Origin of the sequence: Streptomyces pseudovenezuelae (genome assembly GCF_029892565.1) — a bacterium.
Lineage (GTDB): Bacteria > Actinomycetota > Actinomycetes > Streptomycetales > Streptomycetaceae > Streptomyces > Streptomyces pseudovenezuelae_A.
Genome location: NZ_JARXVH010000003.1, coordinates 620,144 through 636,635 on the forward strand (window position 1 = coordinate 620,144; position 16,492 = coordinate 636,635).

Here is a 16,492-nt window from a genome sequence, read left to right on the forward strand (position 1 = left end):
TCACCAGGTTTCCGCCGGGTCGGGCCGTGGCGTGTCGACCGTTCGGTCGTGACGCGCACCGGCCTGTCGGTCATTCGGCCGACACCGATTCAGGCCTGCGCTCCTACGCTGAACCGCGTGGACTGGAAACTCCTGCTCAACCCGGCCGCCGGTCGGCTGCTCAAGATCAGCAGCCTGATCGCGTTCATCCTCACCTGGGCCGCGGACCTCGCCCTGCTCAGCAGGAGCCCCGATCCGTACGGATCGCCCACGACCTGGCTGCCCGTGTTCGTCACCGGCCCGCTGGTCGGGCTGCTCGCCCTCGGCCGGCCGCGCTCGGCCGGACTGGTCAAGCGGGTCGTCGGCGCGGTGACGATCTCCGTCGCGATGACCGTCTGGACCATGTTCGAACCCTCCGACCTGGGGTGGTGGGGGGCGCTGGAGACGGCCGGGCTGCTCGTCCTCGTCGTGCACACCACCGGGTACGCCTGGCGGCCGGGTCTCGCGACCGCGTACACCCTCGCGGTGATCGCCGTGATCCTCGCGGTGCCGCTGCGCAGCGGATCACGAGGGGCGTTCGCCGCCGGCGGCTACGTCCTGACCATCGCCGTGGCGATCTGCGTCGTCATCGGCTGTGCCGTCCGCTCCCTGGAGGTCCGCAGGGAACGCGCCGTGCACGACGTGCGCCAGGCCGAACGCCTGGCCCTCGCCCGTGATCTGCACGACCTGATCGCCCATCACATGACCGGCATCATCGTGCAGGCCAACGCCGCGCTGACCATCAAGGCCACCGCCCCCGACAAGGTGGAGCCCATCCTGCGCGAGATCGCCCGGTCCGGCACGGAGACCCTGGAGTCGATGCGCCGCCTGGTACGCGTCCTGCGCGAGGACAACCACACCGCCCTGCGCCCCGGCGACCTGCTCACCGAGCTGGCCGACCTGGTCTCCGCCCACTCCACCGCCTCCGGCGACGCCACACCCGCCCAACTGGAGGTCACGGCGGCGGCCCGCACCGCCCGCCTCAGCCCCGAGGTCGAACTCTCCGTGCAGCGGCTGGTCCAGGAGGCCCTCACCAACGTCCGCCGCCACGCCTCCGGCGCCCGCACCACCGTCCACCTGGACGTCGACCGTGCCTGGCTTGAGGTGACGGTCACCAACACCGCGCCCCGCCACAAGGCCGCCGTACCCGCCGGCGGTCGCGGCGGCTTCGGCCTGCTGGGCCTGCGCGAACGCGTCGAGGCCCTCGACGGCACCCTCGGCACCGGCGCGCTCCCCCACGGCGGCTGGCAGGTCCAGGCCGCCTTCCCCCTGGCCGTGCCAGCCGACACCACCCTCCAGGCCGACCGGCCCGGGCGTTGACGGGCGGGCGTCACCGGGGCCGGTGCACCGCGCCGTGCTCCCACGCCCACGCGGCGACCTCCACCCGGTTGCGGGCGTCGAGCTTGGCCTGGATCCGCGCCAGATACGTCTTCACCGTCGACAGCGACAGAAACAGCGCGTCGCCGATCTCCTGATTGGTCCGCCCCACCGCCACCAGCCGCACGATGTCCAGCTCACGCTCACTGAGCCCACCGACCCCCGCGTCCCCCGACGCCGAACCCCGCTCGGTCTCCTCCAGCCGGCGCAGCAGCCGCACCGTCACCGCGGGCGACACCAGCGCGTCCCCCGGGCCGCCGCCTGCACCGCCTCCACCAACAGCCCCGGCGAGGCGTCCTTGAGCAGAAACCCGCACGCCCCGTTCCGCAGGCCGGTCCGTACGTAGTCGTCCTGGTCGAAGGTGGTGATCAGTACGACGTTCATCGGATCGACCACTCCCGGCCCCGCCAACTGCCGGACCACGTCCAGGCCGTCCAGGCGGGGCATGCGAATGTCGGTCAGCACGACGTCCGGGCGCAGCCGGCGTGCCAGTTCGACGCACTCGACACCGTCGGCGGCTTCCCCGACGACGTCGATGCCCGGCTGCGCCCCCAGGATCAGACTGAATCCGGTGCGCACCAGCTGCTGGTCGTCGGCGATCACCACAGTGATCCGTGTATCGGCCACCGCCTGTTCCTACCACGGCGTGAGCGACGGTCGCGTCGACCGTGCCTGTGGTTCTCCCGCGCGGCTGTCGGTCATTCGGCCGACAGGCCGGGTGTTCGGCTTGCGCTCCCCCGAGGGGGTCGTCCGAGGCGGAGGGCGCAAGCCGAGGGTTACTCCGGCTGGTGTTCCGGGCCTCCGAAGTCCGGGCTGGTGTAGTCCGGGCTCGTGAAGCTCGGGCGTGGGCCGGCGGCCGGACCGTCGTCCGGGCTGCTGAAGCCCGGGCTGTTGTAGCCGAGGTGCGGGATGCGGTTGGTCGGCGCCGACGGTGCCGTGGGGTGCAGGGCCACGGCGGAGCCGGGGTCGGCCAGCGCGTCTCGCAGGAAGGGCAGGATGCCGCGCTCCAGGAGTGCCTCGCGCCAGGCTTCCCTGGCTCGGGCCACCTCCTCGCCGAGTTCTCCGTAGAGGCCGGTCTCGAGCGAGGGCCTGTTGCGCAGTGCGGTGAGCAGCAGCCCGACGGCGGCGACGAGGATCGCGGCCGCGGTCATGGCGCCGAACACCCATCCGGCGGTGATCATGGTCTGGGCGAAGGCCGGCTCGGGGTCGAGCATCTTGAGGATGTAGCCCACGAGCAGGAAGATCGCCGCGGCCGTGCCGGCGAGGACGGGAGTGAGGACCGCGGCGACGGCGACGGCGCCCGCCCCTTCGGCTGCCTCTCCCAGGGTGGTGGCGAGCCCCATCGCGCCCACGCCCGACTCGGCCGAGCCGGTCTCGCGGACGGACGACGGGGTGGACGACGCCGGCTGGCGCAGTTCCTCGCGGACCTTCACGTAGTGCTGGTACTCGGTCGCGGCGGCCACCGTGATGAGGGCGGTGGCGTTCAGCGCCATGGTGCGCAGCTGTTCGGGGTTCAGCCGCTGTCCGACAGCGGCCAGTTCCGGGCGGGTAGGGGCGGAGCGCAGCGCCTCGTCGAGGATCCGCTCGTACTCCTGGCGGTCCTCGCTGTGCAGGTGCTGCGGAACGCTGTTCATGTGCATCCCCCGATGCTCCGTAGGGCTTGGGGCTCGCATGCCAACGAGCCGTCGGGCAGAAACGGAGGGGAGCCTGCTACGGATAAGCCGATGGTAGAGCGGTGACGGCACAGGGTGACAGGGGGTTTCCAGAAATTGGGCCCTGGCCTGCGCTGTTAATCGCGGTCGCCGCGCGGGGGGATACCTGCCCTGTGAACGTCTAGTTTTCCAGCGGCAGTTGCTGGACCAGCAGTTTTCCGGCCATGGTCACCCCGCCGTCCATCGCGATGGCCAGGCCGTCGGCGTAGATGTGCGGTCCCTCGACCAGCGGACGGGGATCCTCTTCGCTCTCCTCGGAGCCCACTTCGCCCAGCAGATAGGGAATGGGGCTGTGCCCGTGCACGATGCGGGTGCCGCCGTACATGTCCAGCAGGGAGCGCACGGCGTCCGCGCCGCCCTCGTCGCGGAAGGAGAAGCGCTTGGTGAACTTGCGGAACAGGTCCCAGCATTCGTCCGCGTCGTTGCGGGTGAGGGTCTCGCGGACGGTGTCGTTGACCGCCTCGATCGAGTCGCCGTAGTCGAGGTAGGCGGTGGTGTCGGAGTGGACGAGCAGATAGCCGTCCACCTCCTCGACGGCGTCGAGGCGGGCCATCCACTGCAAGTGGTGGTCCTGGAGGCGGTCCATGTCGGTCTTCTGGCCGCCGTTGAGCAGCCAGGCCGCCTGGAAGGTGGCGGTGCCCGCACCGGAGTTGACGGGGGTGTCGGAGAACCGCTTGGCGCCGAGCAGCAGCAACTCGTGGTTGCCCATGAGGGCCTTGCAGTAGCCGCCGGCCGCGGCCGCCTCGGCGGACAGCCGCATCACGAGGTCGATGACACCGATGCCGTCGGGCCCGCGGTCGGTGAAGTCGCCGAGGAACCACAACCGGGCGGTGCCGGCGCTCCAGTTGCCCGCGGAATCGATCAGACCTCGCTCCTGGAGTGCGGCCAGCAGTTCGTCGAGGTAGCCGTGCACGTCACCGACGACGAAGAGCGGACCGGCGGCGCCTTCCTCCCGGTCCGGGGCGGCCAGGGAGGCGGGGTCGGCGGGCACTTGAAGCGTGTCACCGCGGTTGATGACGGGCAGGTCCCGCCGGGTCGGCGTGTACCCCTCGGGGTGGTCGGCCGCCTCCTCGACGGGTACGGCGACGTCACCCGGGTGCGTGGTGTCGCCGTACGGACCGGTCTCGTGGACGTACGCCGGCACCCGGAAGTCGCGCAGCGTCGCCGCCCGCTCCGCCTCGGGTCCCTGACCGGCCCCCTGAGTCATCAGACCCCTCCACCATCACGCCGCATCTGAACCGCTTCGGACTGCCTGGTCGCAGCGGCCCGCGGTGTCGTGGGCCCATCATAGGAATGCCGATCGCGCCATGTGATGACCCAGGGGTGGTGAATCGGAGCAAGAGTCCAGTTCACCGCGGCTTTCGCCCCGATTGGGCAGGGCTTGGACCACCCAGGGTGATGGTCGGCCTACCCCTTCTCGGGTGACCTCGGCGGGCTGACCGTCGTGCGCGGCGGACGGCGTTGGGACGAGGTGCGCACGATCAGCTCCGTCGGTATCACCTGCTCGACCGGTTGGTCCGAATCGACCCCCTCGATCGCGTCGATGAGCAGCTGCACCACGGCGGTGCCGATGCGACGCGGCTTCAGCGAGAGCGTGGTGACGGGTGGCTCGGTGTTGGCGTACACGGTGGACTCGCTGCAGCAGACCAGAAGCAGGTCGTCCGGTACGCGCAGGCCGTAGCGGCGGGCCGCGGCGAGCAGATCGGTGCCGTTGGGGTCGAACAGGCCGTAGACGGCGTCGGGACGGTCCGGGCGGGCGAGCAGCCGGTCGGCGGCGACGGCGCCCGCGCACGGGTCGTGCGCCGGGTACTCCTCGTACACCGGGTCCTGGCCGACGCGTTCGCACCAGCGCAGGTACGCCGTGGTCGACAGGCGGGTGTACGTGTCCGTGGTCGTGCCGGTCAGCAGGCCGATGCGGCGGGCGCCGGCGGCGGCGAGGTGGTCGAGGATGCCGAGGACGGCGGCCTCGTGGTCGTTGTCGACCCACGCGGTGACCGGGAGCGAGCCGGCCGGGCGGCCGTCGGAGACGACCGGTAAACCCTGCCGGACGAGCTCGCTGACCACCGGGTCCTGGTCGGAGGGGTCGATGACGACCGTGCCGTCCAGGGCGACGTTCGACCACACGTCGTGGCGCGAGGTCGCGGGGAGGATCACCAGCGCGTAGCCGCGGGCGAGCGCCGCCGAGGTGGCGGCTCTGGCCATCTCCGCGAAGTACGCGAACTCGGTGAAGGTGAAAGGTTCATCCCCGTACGTCGTCACGGTCAGGCCGATGAGCCCTGACTTGCCGGTACGGAGCGTGCGGGCGGCCGCCGACGGGCGGTAGCCCAGTCGGTCGGCGACCTCGCGGACGTGGCGGCGGGTGGCGTCCGGGAGCCTGCCCTTGCCGTTCAGGGCGTCGGAGACGGTCGTGATGGAGACTCCGGCGGCGGCGGCCACGTCTCTGATGCCCGCTCGGCCCGGCCTGCTCCCTCGACGTGAGGTTTCCGCGCGGCTCACCTGGTGCTTCCCTGCTGCTGTCATGGCGAGCCGATAGTAGGGCTCATGCGGTCGGGTAGGGCGGACGCATATGCACGCGTTGACAGGCACGTTTCTGCATGGTCATTTAGCATCAACTACCTTTGAAACAAAGTCAGTTGAACGATCCAATGGCACTACGTGACTTGTCGGCACGCATGAGCCTGCCAACTTCCCGATGTTTCGAAGAGGTCTCAACTCACCTGCACGGGTGATGCGCGCCACGGCGTGAGCCACCGGCGCATAGATATATGTGGTCGCGCCCCCCGATTCGTCAGACTTCGTGCGCTGATGCCCGTGATGCGCGTGTGACGGATGAGGTCCGATCAGGACAGCCCTCGGCTGTACGCACCGACGGCGAATCCTCATAAGGTGAGAAGTATTGGAAGCCGGTGGTGGCGACGGGTCCGCCGGTGGTCGCGAGGAGGACTGCGGTGAGTGAGACGAGCCCCAAGCTGCGCGCCGAGCTGGCGGGTATCCCCACCTACAAGCCGGGCAAGCCGGCCGCCGGCGGCGGCCCGGCGGCCTACAAGCTGTCCTCCAACGAGAACCCGTATCCGCCGCTGCCGGGTGTGCTGGAGAGCGTGACGGCCGCGGCCTCCTCCTTCAACCGCTACCCGGACATGGCCTGCACGGGCCTGATGAACGAACTGTCCGACCGCTTCGGCGTCCCGCTCACCGACCTGGCCACCGGCACCGGCTCGGTCGGCGTCGCCCAGCAGCTGCTGCAGGCGACCGCGGGACCCGGCGACGAGGTCATCTACGCCTGGCGGTCCTTCGAGGCGTACCCGATCATCACGCAGATCAGCGGTGCCACGGCGGTGCAGGTGCCGCTGACCCCGGGCGATGTGCACGACCTGGACGCGATGGCGGACGCGATCACCGAGCGGACCCGCCTGATCTTCGTCTGCAACCCGAACAACCCGACGGGGACGGTCGTACGGCGGGCCGAGCTGGAGCGGTTCCTGGACCGGGTGCCCGCCGATGTGCTCGTCGTACTGGACGAGGCCTATCGCGAGTTCATCCGGGACATCGAGGTGCCGGACGGCGTGGAGCTGTACCGCCGGCGGCCGAACGTCTGCGTGCTGCGGACCTTCTCCAAGGCGTACGGCCTCGCGGGTCTGCGCGTCGGCTTCGCGATCGCCCATGAGCCGGTGGCGGCGGCGCTGCGCAAGACGGCGGTGCCCTTCGGCGTGAGCCAGCTCGCCCAGGACGCGGCGATCGCCTCGCTGCGGGCCGAGGACGAACTGCTCGGCCGGGTCGGCTCGTTGGTCGGCGAGCGCCACCGCGTGCTCGACGCGCTGCGGGGCCAGGGCTGGACGGTGCCCGAGACCCAGGCCAACTTCGTCTGGCTGCGGCTGGGGGAGCGCACGCTCGACTTCGCGGCGGCTGCCGAGCAGCACGGGGTCGTGGTCCGGCCGTTCGCCGGCGAGGGCGCGCGGATCACGGTGGGGGAGACCGAGGCCAACGACATCTTCCTGAAGGTGGCGGAGGCGTTCCGCAAGGAGCTCTAGCCTCCGGCGGATTCGCGAGGAGCTCCGGCCTCCGGCGGATTCCGGGCGGAGTTCCCGCCTTCGGCGATGGTCCGGCGATGTGATGTGGGTCCCCTTTGCCCGTCAGGGGGCCCCACCCGCCCGGAGTCGAACTGCCATGCGTCATACTTGCTTGTGAATGTGAACGCGTTCACAAGCGTGTCCCATTGCTCCACTTTGTGTACGACAAAAGGGGCAAACTGCCGCTGTGACCACGGCGACATAAGGAGACTGACGACGTGGATTTGGCTCTGGCGCCGGAGACATTGGCGCGCTGGCAGTTCGGCATCACCACCGTCTACCACTTCCTCTTCGTCCCCCTGACGATCTCGCTCGCCGCCCTCACGGCCGGCCTGCAGACCGCCTGGGTGCGCACGGAGAAGGAGAAGTACCTCAGGGCGACCAAGTTCTGGGGCAAGCTCTTCCTGATCAACATCGCGATGGGTGTCGTCACCGGCATCGTGCAGGAGTTCCAGTTCGGCATGAACTGGTCCGACTACTCGCGCTTCGTCGGCGACATCTTCGGCGCCCCGCTCGCCTTCGAGGCGCTGATCGCCTTCTTCTTCGAGTCGACCTTCATCGGTCTGTGGATCTTCGGCTGGGACAAGCTGCCCAAGAGGATCCATCTGGCCTGCATCTGGATGGTCTCGATCGGCACGATCCTGTCGTCGTACTTCATCCTCGCCGCCAACTCGTGGATGCAGCACCCCGTCGGCTACCGGATCAACAAGGCCAAGGGGCGTGCCGAACTCACCGACTTCTGGCAGGTGTTGACGCAGAACACCGCGCTGGCCCAGGCGTTCCACACGCTCAGCGCGTCCTTCCTGACCGGCGGCGCGTTCATGGTCGGCATCGCGGCCTTCCACCTGTTCCGCAAGAAGCACATCTCCGTGATGAAGAGCTCGCTGCGGCTCGGCCTGATCACCGTCACCATCGCGGGCCTGCTCACCGCCGTCAGCGGTGACACCCTCGGCAAGGTCATGTTCAAGCAGCAGCCGATGAAGATGGCCGCCGCCGAGGCGCTGTGGGACGGCCAGGACTCCGCGCCGTTCTCGATCTTCGCGTACGGCGATGTGAGCAAGGGCCACAACAGCGTCGAGCTGTCCGTGCCCGGGATACTGTCCTTCCTCGCCGACGACGACTTCAGCTCGTACGTGCCCGGCATCAACGACACCAACAAGGCCGAGCAGGAGAAGTACGGTCCCGGCGACTACCGGCCCAACATCCCGGTCGCCTTCTGGGCGTTCCGCTGGATGATCGGCTTCGGCATGGCGTCCTTCGCCATCGGCCTGGTGGGACTCTGGCTGACCCGCAAGAAGTTCATGCTGGCGCAGCACCTGCGGGTCGGCGACGACGAGGTGCCGAACCTGGTCCTCTTCCGCAACAAGGCCCTCAGCCCGAAGCTCGGCCGGCTCTACTGGCTCGTCGCCATCTGGACCATGGGCTTCCCGCTGATCGCCAACTCCTGGGGCTGGATCTTCACCGAGACGGGCCGACAGCCCTGGGTCGTCTACGGCGTCCTGCAGACCCGGCACGCGGTCTCCCCCGGGGTCTCCCAGTGGGAGGTCCTCACCTCGATGATCGTCTTCACCTCGCTCTACGCGATCCTCGCCGTCATCGAGGTCAAGCTGCTCGTGAAGTACGTCAAGGCCGGGCCCCCCGAACTCACCGAGGCCGACCTCAACCCGCCCACGAAGATCGGCGGCGACACCCGTGACGCCGACAAGCCGATGGCCTTCTCGTACTAGGCCCAGGGAGATCGAGTCATGGAACTTCACGACGTCTGGTTCGTCCTCATCGCCGTCCTGTGGACCGGCTACTTCTTCCTGGAGGGCTTCGACTTCGGGGTCGGCATCCTCACCAAGCTGCTCGCCCGCGACCGGGTCGAGAAGCGGGTGCTGATCAACACCATCGGACCGGTCTGGGACGGCAACGAGGTGTGGCTGCTCACGGCGGGCGGCGCGACCTTCGCCGCCTTCCCCGAGTGGTACGCCACCCTCTTCTCCGGCTTCTACCTGCCGCTGTTGCTCATCCTTGTCTGCCTGATCGTGCGCGGTGTCGCCTTCGAGTACCGGGCGAAGCGGCCCGAGGAGGACTGGCAGCGCAACTGGGAGACCGCGATCTTCTGGACCTCGCTGCTCCCCGCGTTCCTGTGGGGCGTGGCCTTCGGCAACATCGTGCGGGGCGTGAAGATCGACAAGGACTTCGAGTACGTCGGCAACCTCGGGGACCTGCTCAACCCCTACGCCCTCCTCGGCGGGTTGGTGACGCTGACGCTGTTCACCTTCCACGGCGCGGTGTTCACGGGGCTCAAGACCGTGGGGGACATCCGGGCGCGGGCGCGACGCCTTGCCCTCCAAGTCGGTGTCCTGACCGCCGTACTCGCGCTGGCCTTCCTTCTCTGGACGCAGGTCGACAACGGTGACGGCAAGAGCCTCGTCGCGCTCGTCGTGGCGGTGGCGGCACTGCTCGCCGCGCTGGGGGCGACCGCGGCCGGGCGTGAGGGCTGGGCGTTCGCGCTGTCCGGCGTCACGATCGTGGCGGCCGTCGCGATGCTCTTCCTGTCGCTGTTCCCGAACGTCATGCCGTCGTCGCTGAACGAGGACTGGAGCCTCACGGTCACCAACGCCTCGTCGAGCCCGTACACCCTGAAGATCATGACCTGGTGCGCGGGCATCGCCACCCCGATCGTCCTGCTCTACCAGAGCTGGACCTACTGGGTGTTCCGCAAGCGGATCGGTACGCAGCACATCGCAGACGCCGCGCACTGAGTCCGAGGTGGGGCATGTTTCACGTGAAACATGCCCCTTGAGAAGAGGGTGTGTTTCACGTGAAACCGATCGACCCGCGTCTGCTCCGATACGCCCGCGCCACCCGCCTGTTCATGATGGCGGTCGTCGTTCTCGGTGCCGTCGGGGCGGCGTTGGTGATCGCCCAGGCGATGCTCATCGCCGAGCTCGTGGTCGGCGCCTTCCAGCACGGAATGTCGGTCGCTGAACTCCGCACTCCCCTGCTGCTGTTGGCGTCGGTCGCCGTCGGCCGCGCGCTGGTCGCCTGGCTCACGGAACTCGCCGCGCATCGCGCCAGCGCGGCGGTGAAGTCGGAGCTGCGGGGACGGCTGCTGGAGCGGTCCGTGGCCCTCGGCCCCGGGTGGCTGAGCGGGCAGCGGACCGGATCACTGGTCGCCCTCGCCACCCGTGGTGTCGACGCCCTCGACGACTACTTCTCGCGCTATCTCCCGCAGTTGGGCCTCGCGGTGGTCGTCCCGGTGGCGGTGCTGGCCCGGATCGTCACCGAGGACTGGGTCTCGGCGGCGATCATCGTCGGGACCCTGCCGCTGATCCCCGTCTTCATGATCCTGATCGGCTGGGCCACACAGTCCCGGATGGACCGTCAGTGGAGGCTGCTGTCCCGGCTCTCCGGGCACTTCTTGGACGTCGTGGCGGGACTGCCGACCCTCAAGGTGTTCGGGCGGGCCAAGGCGCAAGCCGACTCGATCCGCCGCATCACCGGCGAGTACCGGCTGGCGACCATGCGGACGCTCCGGATCGCCTTCATCTCGTCCTTCGCGCTGGAACTGCTCGCGACACTCTCGGTGGCGCTGGTCGCCGTCACGATCGGCATGCGCCTGGTCCACGGCGACATGGACCTGTACGTCGGTCTGGTCGTCCTCGTCCTCGCGCCCGAGGCGTATCTGCCGCTGCGCCAGGTCGGCGCCCAGTACCACGCGGCGGCGGAGGGGCTGGCCGCGGCCGAGGAGATCTTCGCGGTGCTGGAGACGCCGGTGCCGGCCTCGGGGACGGGGGCCGTGCCGGTCGGCGGCATCACCTTTCAGGGAGTGACGGTCCGGTACCCCGGGCGGGCCGAGGACGCCGTGTCGGACGCGTCCTTCACCGTCGAGCCCGGGGAGACGGTCGCGCTCGTCGGGCCGAGCGGCGCGGGCAAGACGACGCTGCTGAACGTACTGCTGGGCTTCGTGCCGGCCACCGAGGGGCGGGTCCTGGTCGGCGGCACCGATCTCGCCGACATCGATCCGCAGCAGTGGCGGTCGCGCATCGCCTGGGTGCCGCAGCGCCCGCAGCTGTTCGCCGGGACCATCGCCGAGAACGTGCGGCTGACGCGTCCCGACGCCGACGAGGCCGCCGTGCGGCGGGCGTTGGCGGATGCCGGGGCGCTGGAGTTCGTGGACGCGCTGCCCGAGGGCGTCGACACCGCGCTCGGTGAGGACGGGACGGGGCTGTCCGCCGGGCAGCGGCAACGGCTCGCGCTGGCCCGGGCGTTCCTCGCGGACCGGCCCGTGCTGCTGCTCGACGAGCCGACGGCGGCGCTGGACGGGGCCACCGAGGCCGAGGTCGTGGCGTCGGTACGGCGGCTGGCGGTGGGGCGGACCGTGCTGCTGGTCGTACACAGGCCGGCGCTCCTCGGCGTGGCCGACCGGGTGGTGCGGCTGGCGGCACCCGCGGCCACCGCTCCCCTGGACGCCGGGCCCAGGACTGCCGAGGCCCGGCCGATCGAGACCGCTGCCGTCACCGACGAAGCCGAGACGGAGACGACCGGGCCGACGGCGGACACCCGCGGTGTCCTCGCCCGCGTCCGTGCCATGTCCGGCCCCCGCCGTGGCCGCCTCCTGCTCGCCCTGCTGCTCGGAAGCCTCGCCACCGGCAGTGCCGTCTGGCTCATGGCGACCTCGGGATGGCTGATCTCGCGGGCCTCGCAGCAGCCGCCGGTGCTGTATCTGATGGTGGCCGTGACGGCGACCAGGGCGTTCGGGATCGGCCGGGCCGTCTTCCGGTACGCCGAGCGGCTCGTGTCCCACGACGCCGTCCTGCGGATGCTCGCCGACACCCGGGTCGCCGTCTACCGGCGCCTGGAGCGGCTGGCGCCCGCCGGGCTGCGCCGCACCCGCCGGGGCGACCTGCTGTCCCGGCTGGTCGCCGACGTGGACGCCCTCCAGGACTACTGGCTGCGCTGGCTGTTGCCCGCCGGTGCCGCCGTCGCGGTGTCCGCCGCGTCCGTCGGCTTCACGGCCTGGCTGCTGCCCGAGGCCGGTGCCGCGCTCGCCGTCGGCCTGCTCGCCGCCGGCGCCGGCGTCCCGCTGCTCACCGGCGCGGTGGCCCGACGCGCCGAGCACCGGCTGGCCCCCGCCCGCGGAGAGCTGGCGACCCGGGTGACCGATCTGCTCACCGGCACCGCCGAGTTGACCGTCGCCGGCGCCCTGCCCGCCCGCACCGCCGAGACCCGCCGGGCCGACGGCGCACTCACCCGGATCGCCTCACGCGCCGCGGCGGCCACCGCCCTCGGCGACGGACTCACCGCCCTGATCTCGGGCCTGACCGTTGCCGCCACCGCCCTGGTCGGCGCCCAGGGCGTCGCCGACGGACGGCTCGCCGGCGTGGCCATGGCCGTCGTCGTCCTCACCTCGCTCGCCGCCTTCGAGGCCGTCCTCGGCCTCCCGCTCGCCGTGCGCTACCGGCAGCGCGTGCACCGCAGCGCGGAGCGCGTGTACGAGGTTCTGGACGCGCCCGAGCCGGTACGGGAGCCGGAGCGGCCCCGACAGGCGCCCGCCTCGCCGTTCCCGGTCGCCCTCAAGGGCCTGGCCGCGCGGCACGACGGACAGGACCGGGACGCCCTCGCCGGCCTCGACCTGACCCTCGACGAGGGGCGCAGGATCGCCGTGGTCGGGCCGTCCGGTTCCGGCAAGACGACGCTGGCGCAGGTGCTGCTGCGGTTCCTGGACCCGGAGGCGGGCTCGTACACGCTGGCCGGGGTGGACGCGTACGCCCTCGACGGCGACGACGTACGACGGCTGGTCGGGCTGTGCGCCCAGGACGCGCACCTCTTCGACAGTTCGGTGCGCGAGAACCTGCTCCTCGCCAGGAAGGACGCCACCGAGGACGAGCTGCGCGACGCCCTGCGGCGGGCCCGGCTCCTCGACTGGGCCGACGGCCTGCCCGACGGGCTCGACACACTGGTCGGCGAGCACGGGGCCCGGCTGTCGGGCGGCCAGCGCCAGCGGCTGGCCCTGGCCCGCGCGCTCCTCGCCGACTTCCCCGTCCTCGTCCTCGACGAGCCCGCCGAGCACCTCGACCTGCCCACCGCCGACGCCCTCACCGCCGATCTGCTGGCCGCCACCGAGGGCCGTACGACCCTCCTCATCACCCACCGTCTCGCCGGACTGGAGTCCGTGGACGAGGTGGTCGTCCTGGGCGAGGGGCGTGTCGTGCAGCGGGGGACGTACGTGGAACTGGCCGCGGTGGAGGGGCCGTTGCGGGCGATGGCGGAACGGGAGGCGGAGACGGAGGTGTTGGTGGGGGCGGTGAGTACGTCGGCGGGTATGTCGGCGAGGGCGTCAGGAAGCGGTAGGTCGATGAGCGGGACAGCGCCCGCGCTCGACTTTCCGGGATGAAAGGGACTAATTAGGCTCAGGGCATGCCCGCTCTCCCGTCTTCCGGTCAGACAGCGCCGTCCGGCCCCGGCCTGCCCGCCGACCTGGCTGCGCGGGTGCCGCAGTTGCTGGAGGCGATGCGGTCCGTCGGCAGTGGGCTCGAACTGCACTCCACGCTGGACCGGATCTGTGCGACCGCGGCGGCTCTGACCGGCGCCCGGTACGCGGCCATCGGGGTCGTCGACGAGGAGTGCGAGGGGCTCACCGACTTCGTCCGTCACGGGGTCGACGAGGCGACCGCCCGGCGCATCGGGCGGTTGCCCGACGGGCGCAAGGGGCTGCTGGGGGCGCTCATCCGCGATCCGGAGCCGGTGCGGCTCGCGGACCTGACGACGGATCCACGCTGCTGCGGCTTCCCCGAGCACCATCCGCCGATGCGCGCCTTCCTGGGCCTGCCCATCCGGGTCCGGGGCGAGATCTTCGGGAACCTCTATCTGGCCGAGAAGCGGGACCGGGAGCCGTTCGACGACGGTGACCTCGACCTGGTGCGGGTGCTGGCCACGGAGGCGGGTATCGCCATCGGCAACGCCCGGCTGTACGAGGCCGCCCAGCAGCGGGAGCGCTGGATCGACGGCTCGGTCGCCGTGACCACGGCCCTGCTGTCCGGCGGTGACGCGGAGGACGCCCTCCAGGTCGTCGCGGAGCAGGCCCGCCGGCTGTCGGGAGCCGCGGCCGGGATCGTGCTGCTGCCCGCCGACGAGGGCGGCCTGGAGATCGTCGCCGTGGCCGCCGAGGCGCCCTCGGGTCAGCTCGGCCGGGTCGTCCCGCCCGAGAGCGAGATCGTCGCCGAACTCCTCGCCGGGCGGGCCGTGTTCGTGGAGGACGCCGGCACCGACCCGCGCATCCTGACGGGGCTCGCGCGCGACTACGGGCCGATCATGATGCTGCCGCTGCAGAGCGACGGCCGGGTCCTGGGCGGTCTCGTCATGCCCCGGGAGCGCGGCGGGCACCCGTTCACGGAGACGGAGCGCGTCCTCGGCACCCAGTTCGCCTCGCAGGCCGCGCTCGCACTGAAGATGGCCGACGCCCAACGCGACCGGGAGCGGCTCGCGGTCTACGAGGACCGCGACCGTATCGCCCGTGACCTGCACGATCTCGTCATCCAGCGGCTGTTCGCGACGGGCATGATGCTGGAGAGCGCCCAGCGCGGGGCGGTCGTGCCGGAGGTGCGGGACGGGGTCGGCAAGGCCGTCGGCGAACTCGACGTCACCATCCAGGAGATCCGCACCGCGATCTTCGCGCTCCAACAGGGGCCCGCCGAGGCGCCGTCGGGGCTGCGCACGCGGGTGCTGCGCGAGATCAACATGGCCGCCGTGCCGCTCGGCTTCAGGCCCGCGCACCGCTTCGTCGGCCCGGTCGACACCGTCGTCGGCGACCTGACCGGCAAGAACCTCATCGCCGCCCTGCGCGAGGCCCTCTCCAACGCCTTCCGGCACGCCGGGGCATCCCGGATCGACGTCGTGGTCGACGCGACGGCGACGCTGCCGGACGGGCGCCCCGGCGTCCGCCTGACGGTCGCGGACGACGGCGTCGGCATCCCCGAGGGCGGTCGCCGCAGCGGCCTGAAGAACCTCAAGCGCCGGGCCGAGTCGCTCGGCGGCGACAGCCGGCACGGGCCGGGCATCGGCGAGAACGGCGGCGGCACGACGGTGGTGTGGCAGGCGCCGTACTGACACCGACAAGGGCCGCACTGACTCGCCGTCAGTGACCCGTGTGCAGCAACCTGTCCCCCAGGCGTACGCCTTGAACAGGCCAGGTACCGGACGTTCGGGTCACGATCGCTGGCATGGGCTCACCTCGCCGTCACCCCTTGCTCGTTCCGGCTCTGATGTGCGCGTTGGCGGTGCTGGCGGCGCGGGCCACGGCGGCCGACGGCGAGTCCGGCGACGGTCCGGGTGCGGAGACGGGCGCCGGCGACATGAGCGTCAGCGCTCAGGTGGCCCGGCTCTACGAGGACGCGGCGGTGGCGACCCGGCAGTACGAGGCGGGCCGGCAGCAGGCGGAGGTGCAGCGGGCGCGGGCGCAGCGGGCCGAGGAACTGTTGGACCGGGAGCGGCGGGAGATCGCCGTGCTGCACGAGGATCTGGGCCGGATCGCACGCGCCCAGTACCGCGACGGCGGGGGTCTGCCGATGGCCGCGCAGATCGTCCTCGCCAGCAGTCCGGACGAGCTGATGCGAGGTCAGCACGTCTTCTCGCAGGTGAACCTGGCCGTCGGCAACGCGCTCGACAAGAGCCGGCGGGCCGAGGTCCGGCTCACCGCCGACAAGACGAAGGCGGCGACGGCCTGGCGGACGCTGGAGAGTCGCAGCACCCAACTCGCCGCCGTGAAGAACACCATCCAGAGCAAGCTCGACGAGGTGCGGGGGCAGTTGCAGGGCCAGGCTGACGTCTCGGTCGCGGCGGGCGCCTGCCGGGGCGCGGTCCGGCTCGACCAGCCCCCGACGCAGGTGACGGGCGCGTGGGTGACGCCCGTGGAGACGTACGAACTGTCCGCGGGCTTCGGCAGCGGCGGCGCCCGGTGGGCCAACCGGCACACCGGGCAGGACTTCGCGGTACCGATCGGGACGCCGGTGCGGGCGGCTGGCTCGGGACGGGTGGTGAAGGTGTCCTGCGGGGGAGCCTTCGGGATCGAGATCGTGCTCGAACATCCGGGCGGCTACTACACGCAGTACGCCCATCTCGCTGCCGTCACCGTCGACCAGGGCGAGCGCGTGGCCGCCGGCCAGTGGATCGGCCAGTCGGGCACCTCAGGCAACTCCACCGGCCCCCACCTGCACTTCGAGGTACGGGTCACACCGGAACTTGGCTCGGCGGTGGACCCGGTGCCATGGCTGGCGGCACGGGGCGTGCCGGTCGGCTGAGCCCGCCGTGGCCACGCCCGCATCCCCGCCG

The 16,492-nt window shown here is 71.2% G+C and carries 10 protein-coding genes and 1 pseudogene; 7 read left to right on the forward strand and 4 right to left on the reverse strand.

The features are described 5' to 3' along the window. Positions 1–117: 117 nt before the first annotated feature. A complete protein-coding gene (locus M2283_RS11810) occupies positions 118–1,338 on the forward strand; it encodes a sensor histidine kinase (protein WP_280876084.1) in 1,221 nt (406 codons plus the stop codon). Between the two features lie 10 nt (positions 1,339–1,348). Here the strand turns inward: M2283_RS11810 and M2283_RS11815 are convergent. From M2283_RS11815 to M2283_RS11830, 4 genes and pseudogenes are all read right to left on the reverse strand, one after another. After that, positions 1,349–2,022 (reverse strand): annotated as a pseudogene (locus tag M2283_RS11815) (response regulator). Between the two features lie 149 nt (positions 2,023–2,171). Continuing rightward, the gene (locus M2283_RS11820; RefSeq protein ID WP_280876085.1) at positions 2,172–3,035 is read right to left on the reverse strand and encodes a hypothetical protein; all 864 of its coding nucleotides are present in this window, start codon (positions 3,033–3,035) and stop codon (positions 2,172–2,174) included. A 193-nt stretch (positions 3,036–3,228) separates the two neighbouring features. Further along, on the reverse strand, positions 3,229–4,314 hold the full coding sequence (locus M2283_RS11825) for a metallophosphoesterase (protein WP_280876086.1): 1,086 nt from the start codon (positions 4,312–4,314) through the stop codon (positions 3,229–3,231). Positions 4,315–4,514: 200 nt separating this feature from the next. Then, complete coding sequence (locus M2283_RS11830) at positions 4,515–5,627, reverse strand: LacI family DNA-binding transcriptional regulator (RefSeq protein ID WP_280876087.1); 1,113 nt, start codon at positions 5,625–5,627, stop codon at positions 4,515–4,517. Between the two features lie 428 nt (positions 5,628–6,055). Between M2283_RS11830 and hisC the strand changes: the two genes are divergently transcribed. The 6 genes from hisC (at position 6,056) to M2283_RS11860 (ending at position 16,461) form a co-directional block, all read left to right on the forward strand. After that, positions 6,056–7,135, forward strand: coding sequence for a histidinol-phosphate transaminase (gene hisC / locus M2283_RS11835; protein WP_280876088.1), 1,080 nt, complete (start codon positions 6,056–6,058; stop codon positions 7,133–7,135). 257 nt (positions 7,136–7,392) lie between these two features. Next, positions 7,393–8,901 carry a cytochrome ubiquinol oxidase subunit I gene (locus tag M2283_RS11840; protein ID WP_280876089.1) on the forward strand — a complete coding sequence of 503 codons (1,509 nt, stop codon included), beginning with the start codon at positions 7,393–7,395 and terminating at the stop codon, positions 8,899–8,901. Between the two features lie 18 nt (positions 8,902–8,919). Further along, a complete protein-coding gene (gene cydB / locus M2283_RS11845; RefSeq protein WP_280876090.1) occupies positions 8,920–9,924 on the forward strand; it encodes a cytochrome d ubiquinol oxidase subunit II in 1,005 nt (334 codons plus the stop codon). A gap of 59 nt (positions 9,925–9,983) precedes the next feature. Beyond that, positions 9,984–13,559 carry a thiol reductant ABC exporter subunit CydD gene (cydD, locus tag M2283_RS11850; RefSeq protein ID WP_280876091.1) on the forward strand — a complete coding sequence of 1,192 codons (3,576 nt, stop codon included), beginning with the start codon at positions 9,984–9,986 and terminating at the stop codon, positions 13,557–13,559. Between the two features lie 23 nt (positions 13,560–13,582). After that, complete coding sequence (locus M2283_RS11855) at positions 13,583–15,271, forward strand: sensor histidine kinase (RefSeq protein WP_280876092.1); 1,689 nt, start codon at positions 13,583–13,585, stop codon at positions 15,269–15,271. 113 nt (positions 15,272–15,384) lie between these two features. Next, positions 15,385–16,461: a M23 family metallopeptidase gene (locus M2283_RS11860; protein WP_280876093.1), complete on the forward strand. Its 1,077-nt coding sequence runs from the start codon at positions 15,385–15,387 to the stop codon at positions 16,459–16,461. Positions 16,462–16,492: the final 31 nt, after the last annotated feature.

What these genes read in the sequence shown, in the direction of transcription:
- M2283_RS11820 (WP_280876085.1), bottom strand. Translation starts at nt 3,035, where the DNA reads ATGCACATGAACAGCGTTCCGCAGCACCTGCACAGCGAGGACCGCCAG.
- M2283_RS11825 (WP_280876086.1), bottom strand. Translation starts at nt 4,314, where the DNA reads ATGACTCAGGGGGCCGGTCAGGGACCCGAGGCGGAGCGGGCGGCGACG.
- M2283_RS11830 (WP_280876087.1), bottom strand. Translation starts at nt 5,627, where the DNA reads ATGACAGCAGCAGGGAAGCACCAGGTGAGCCGCGCGGAAACCTCACGT.
- cydB (WP_280876090.1), top strand. Translation starts at nt 8,920, where the DNA reads ATGGAACTTCACGACGTCTGGTTCGTCCTCATCGCCGTCCTGTGGACC.
- M2283_RS11855 (WP_280876092.1), top strand. Translation starts at nt 13,583, where the DNA reads ATGCCCGCTCTCCCGTCTTCCGGTCAGACAGCGCCGTCCGGCCCCGGC.
- M2283_RS11860 (WP_280876093.1), top strand. Translation starts at nt 15,385, where the DNA reads ATGGGCTCACCTCGCCGTCACCCCTTGCTCGTTCCGGCTCTGATGTGC.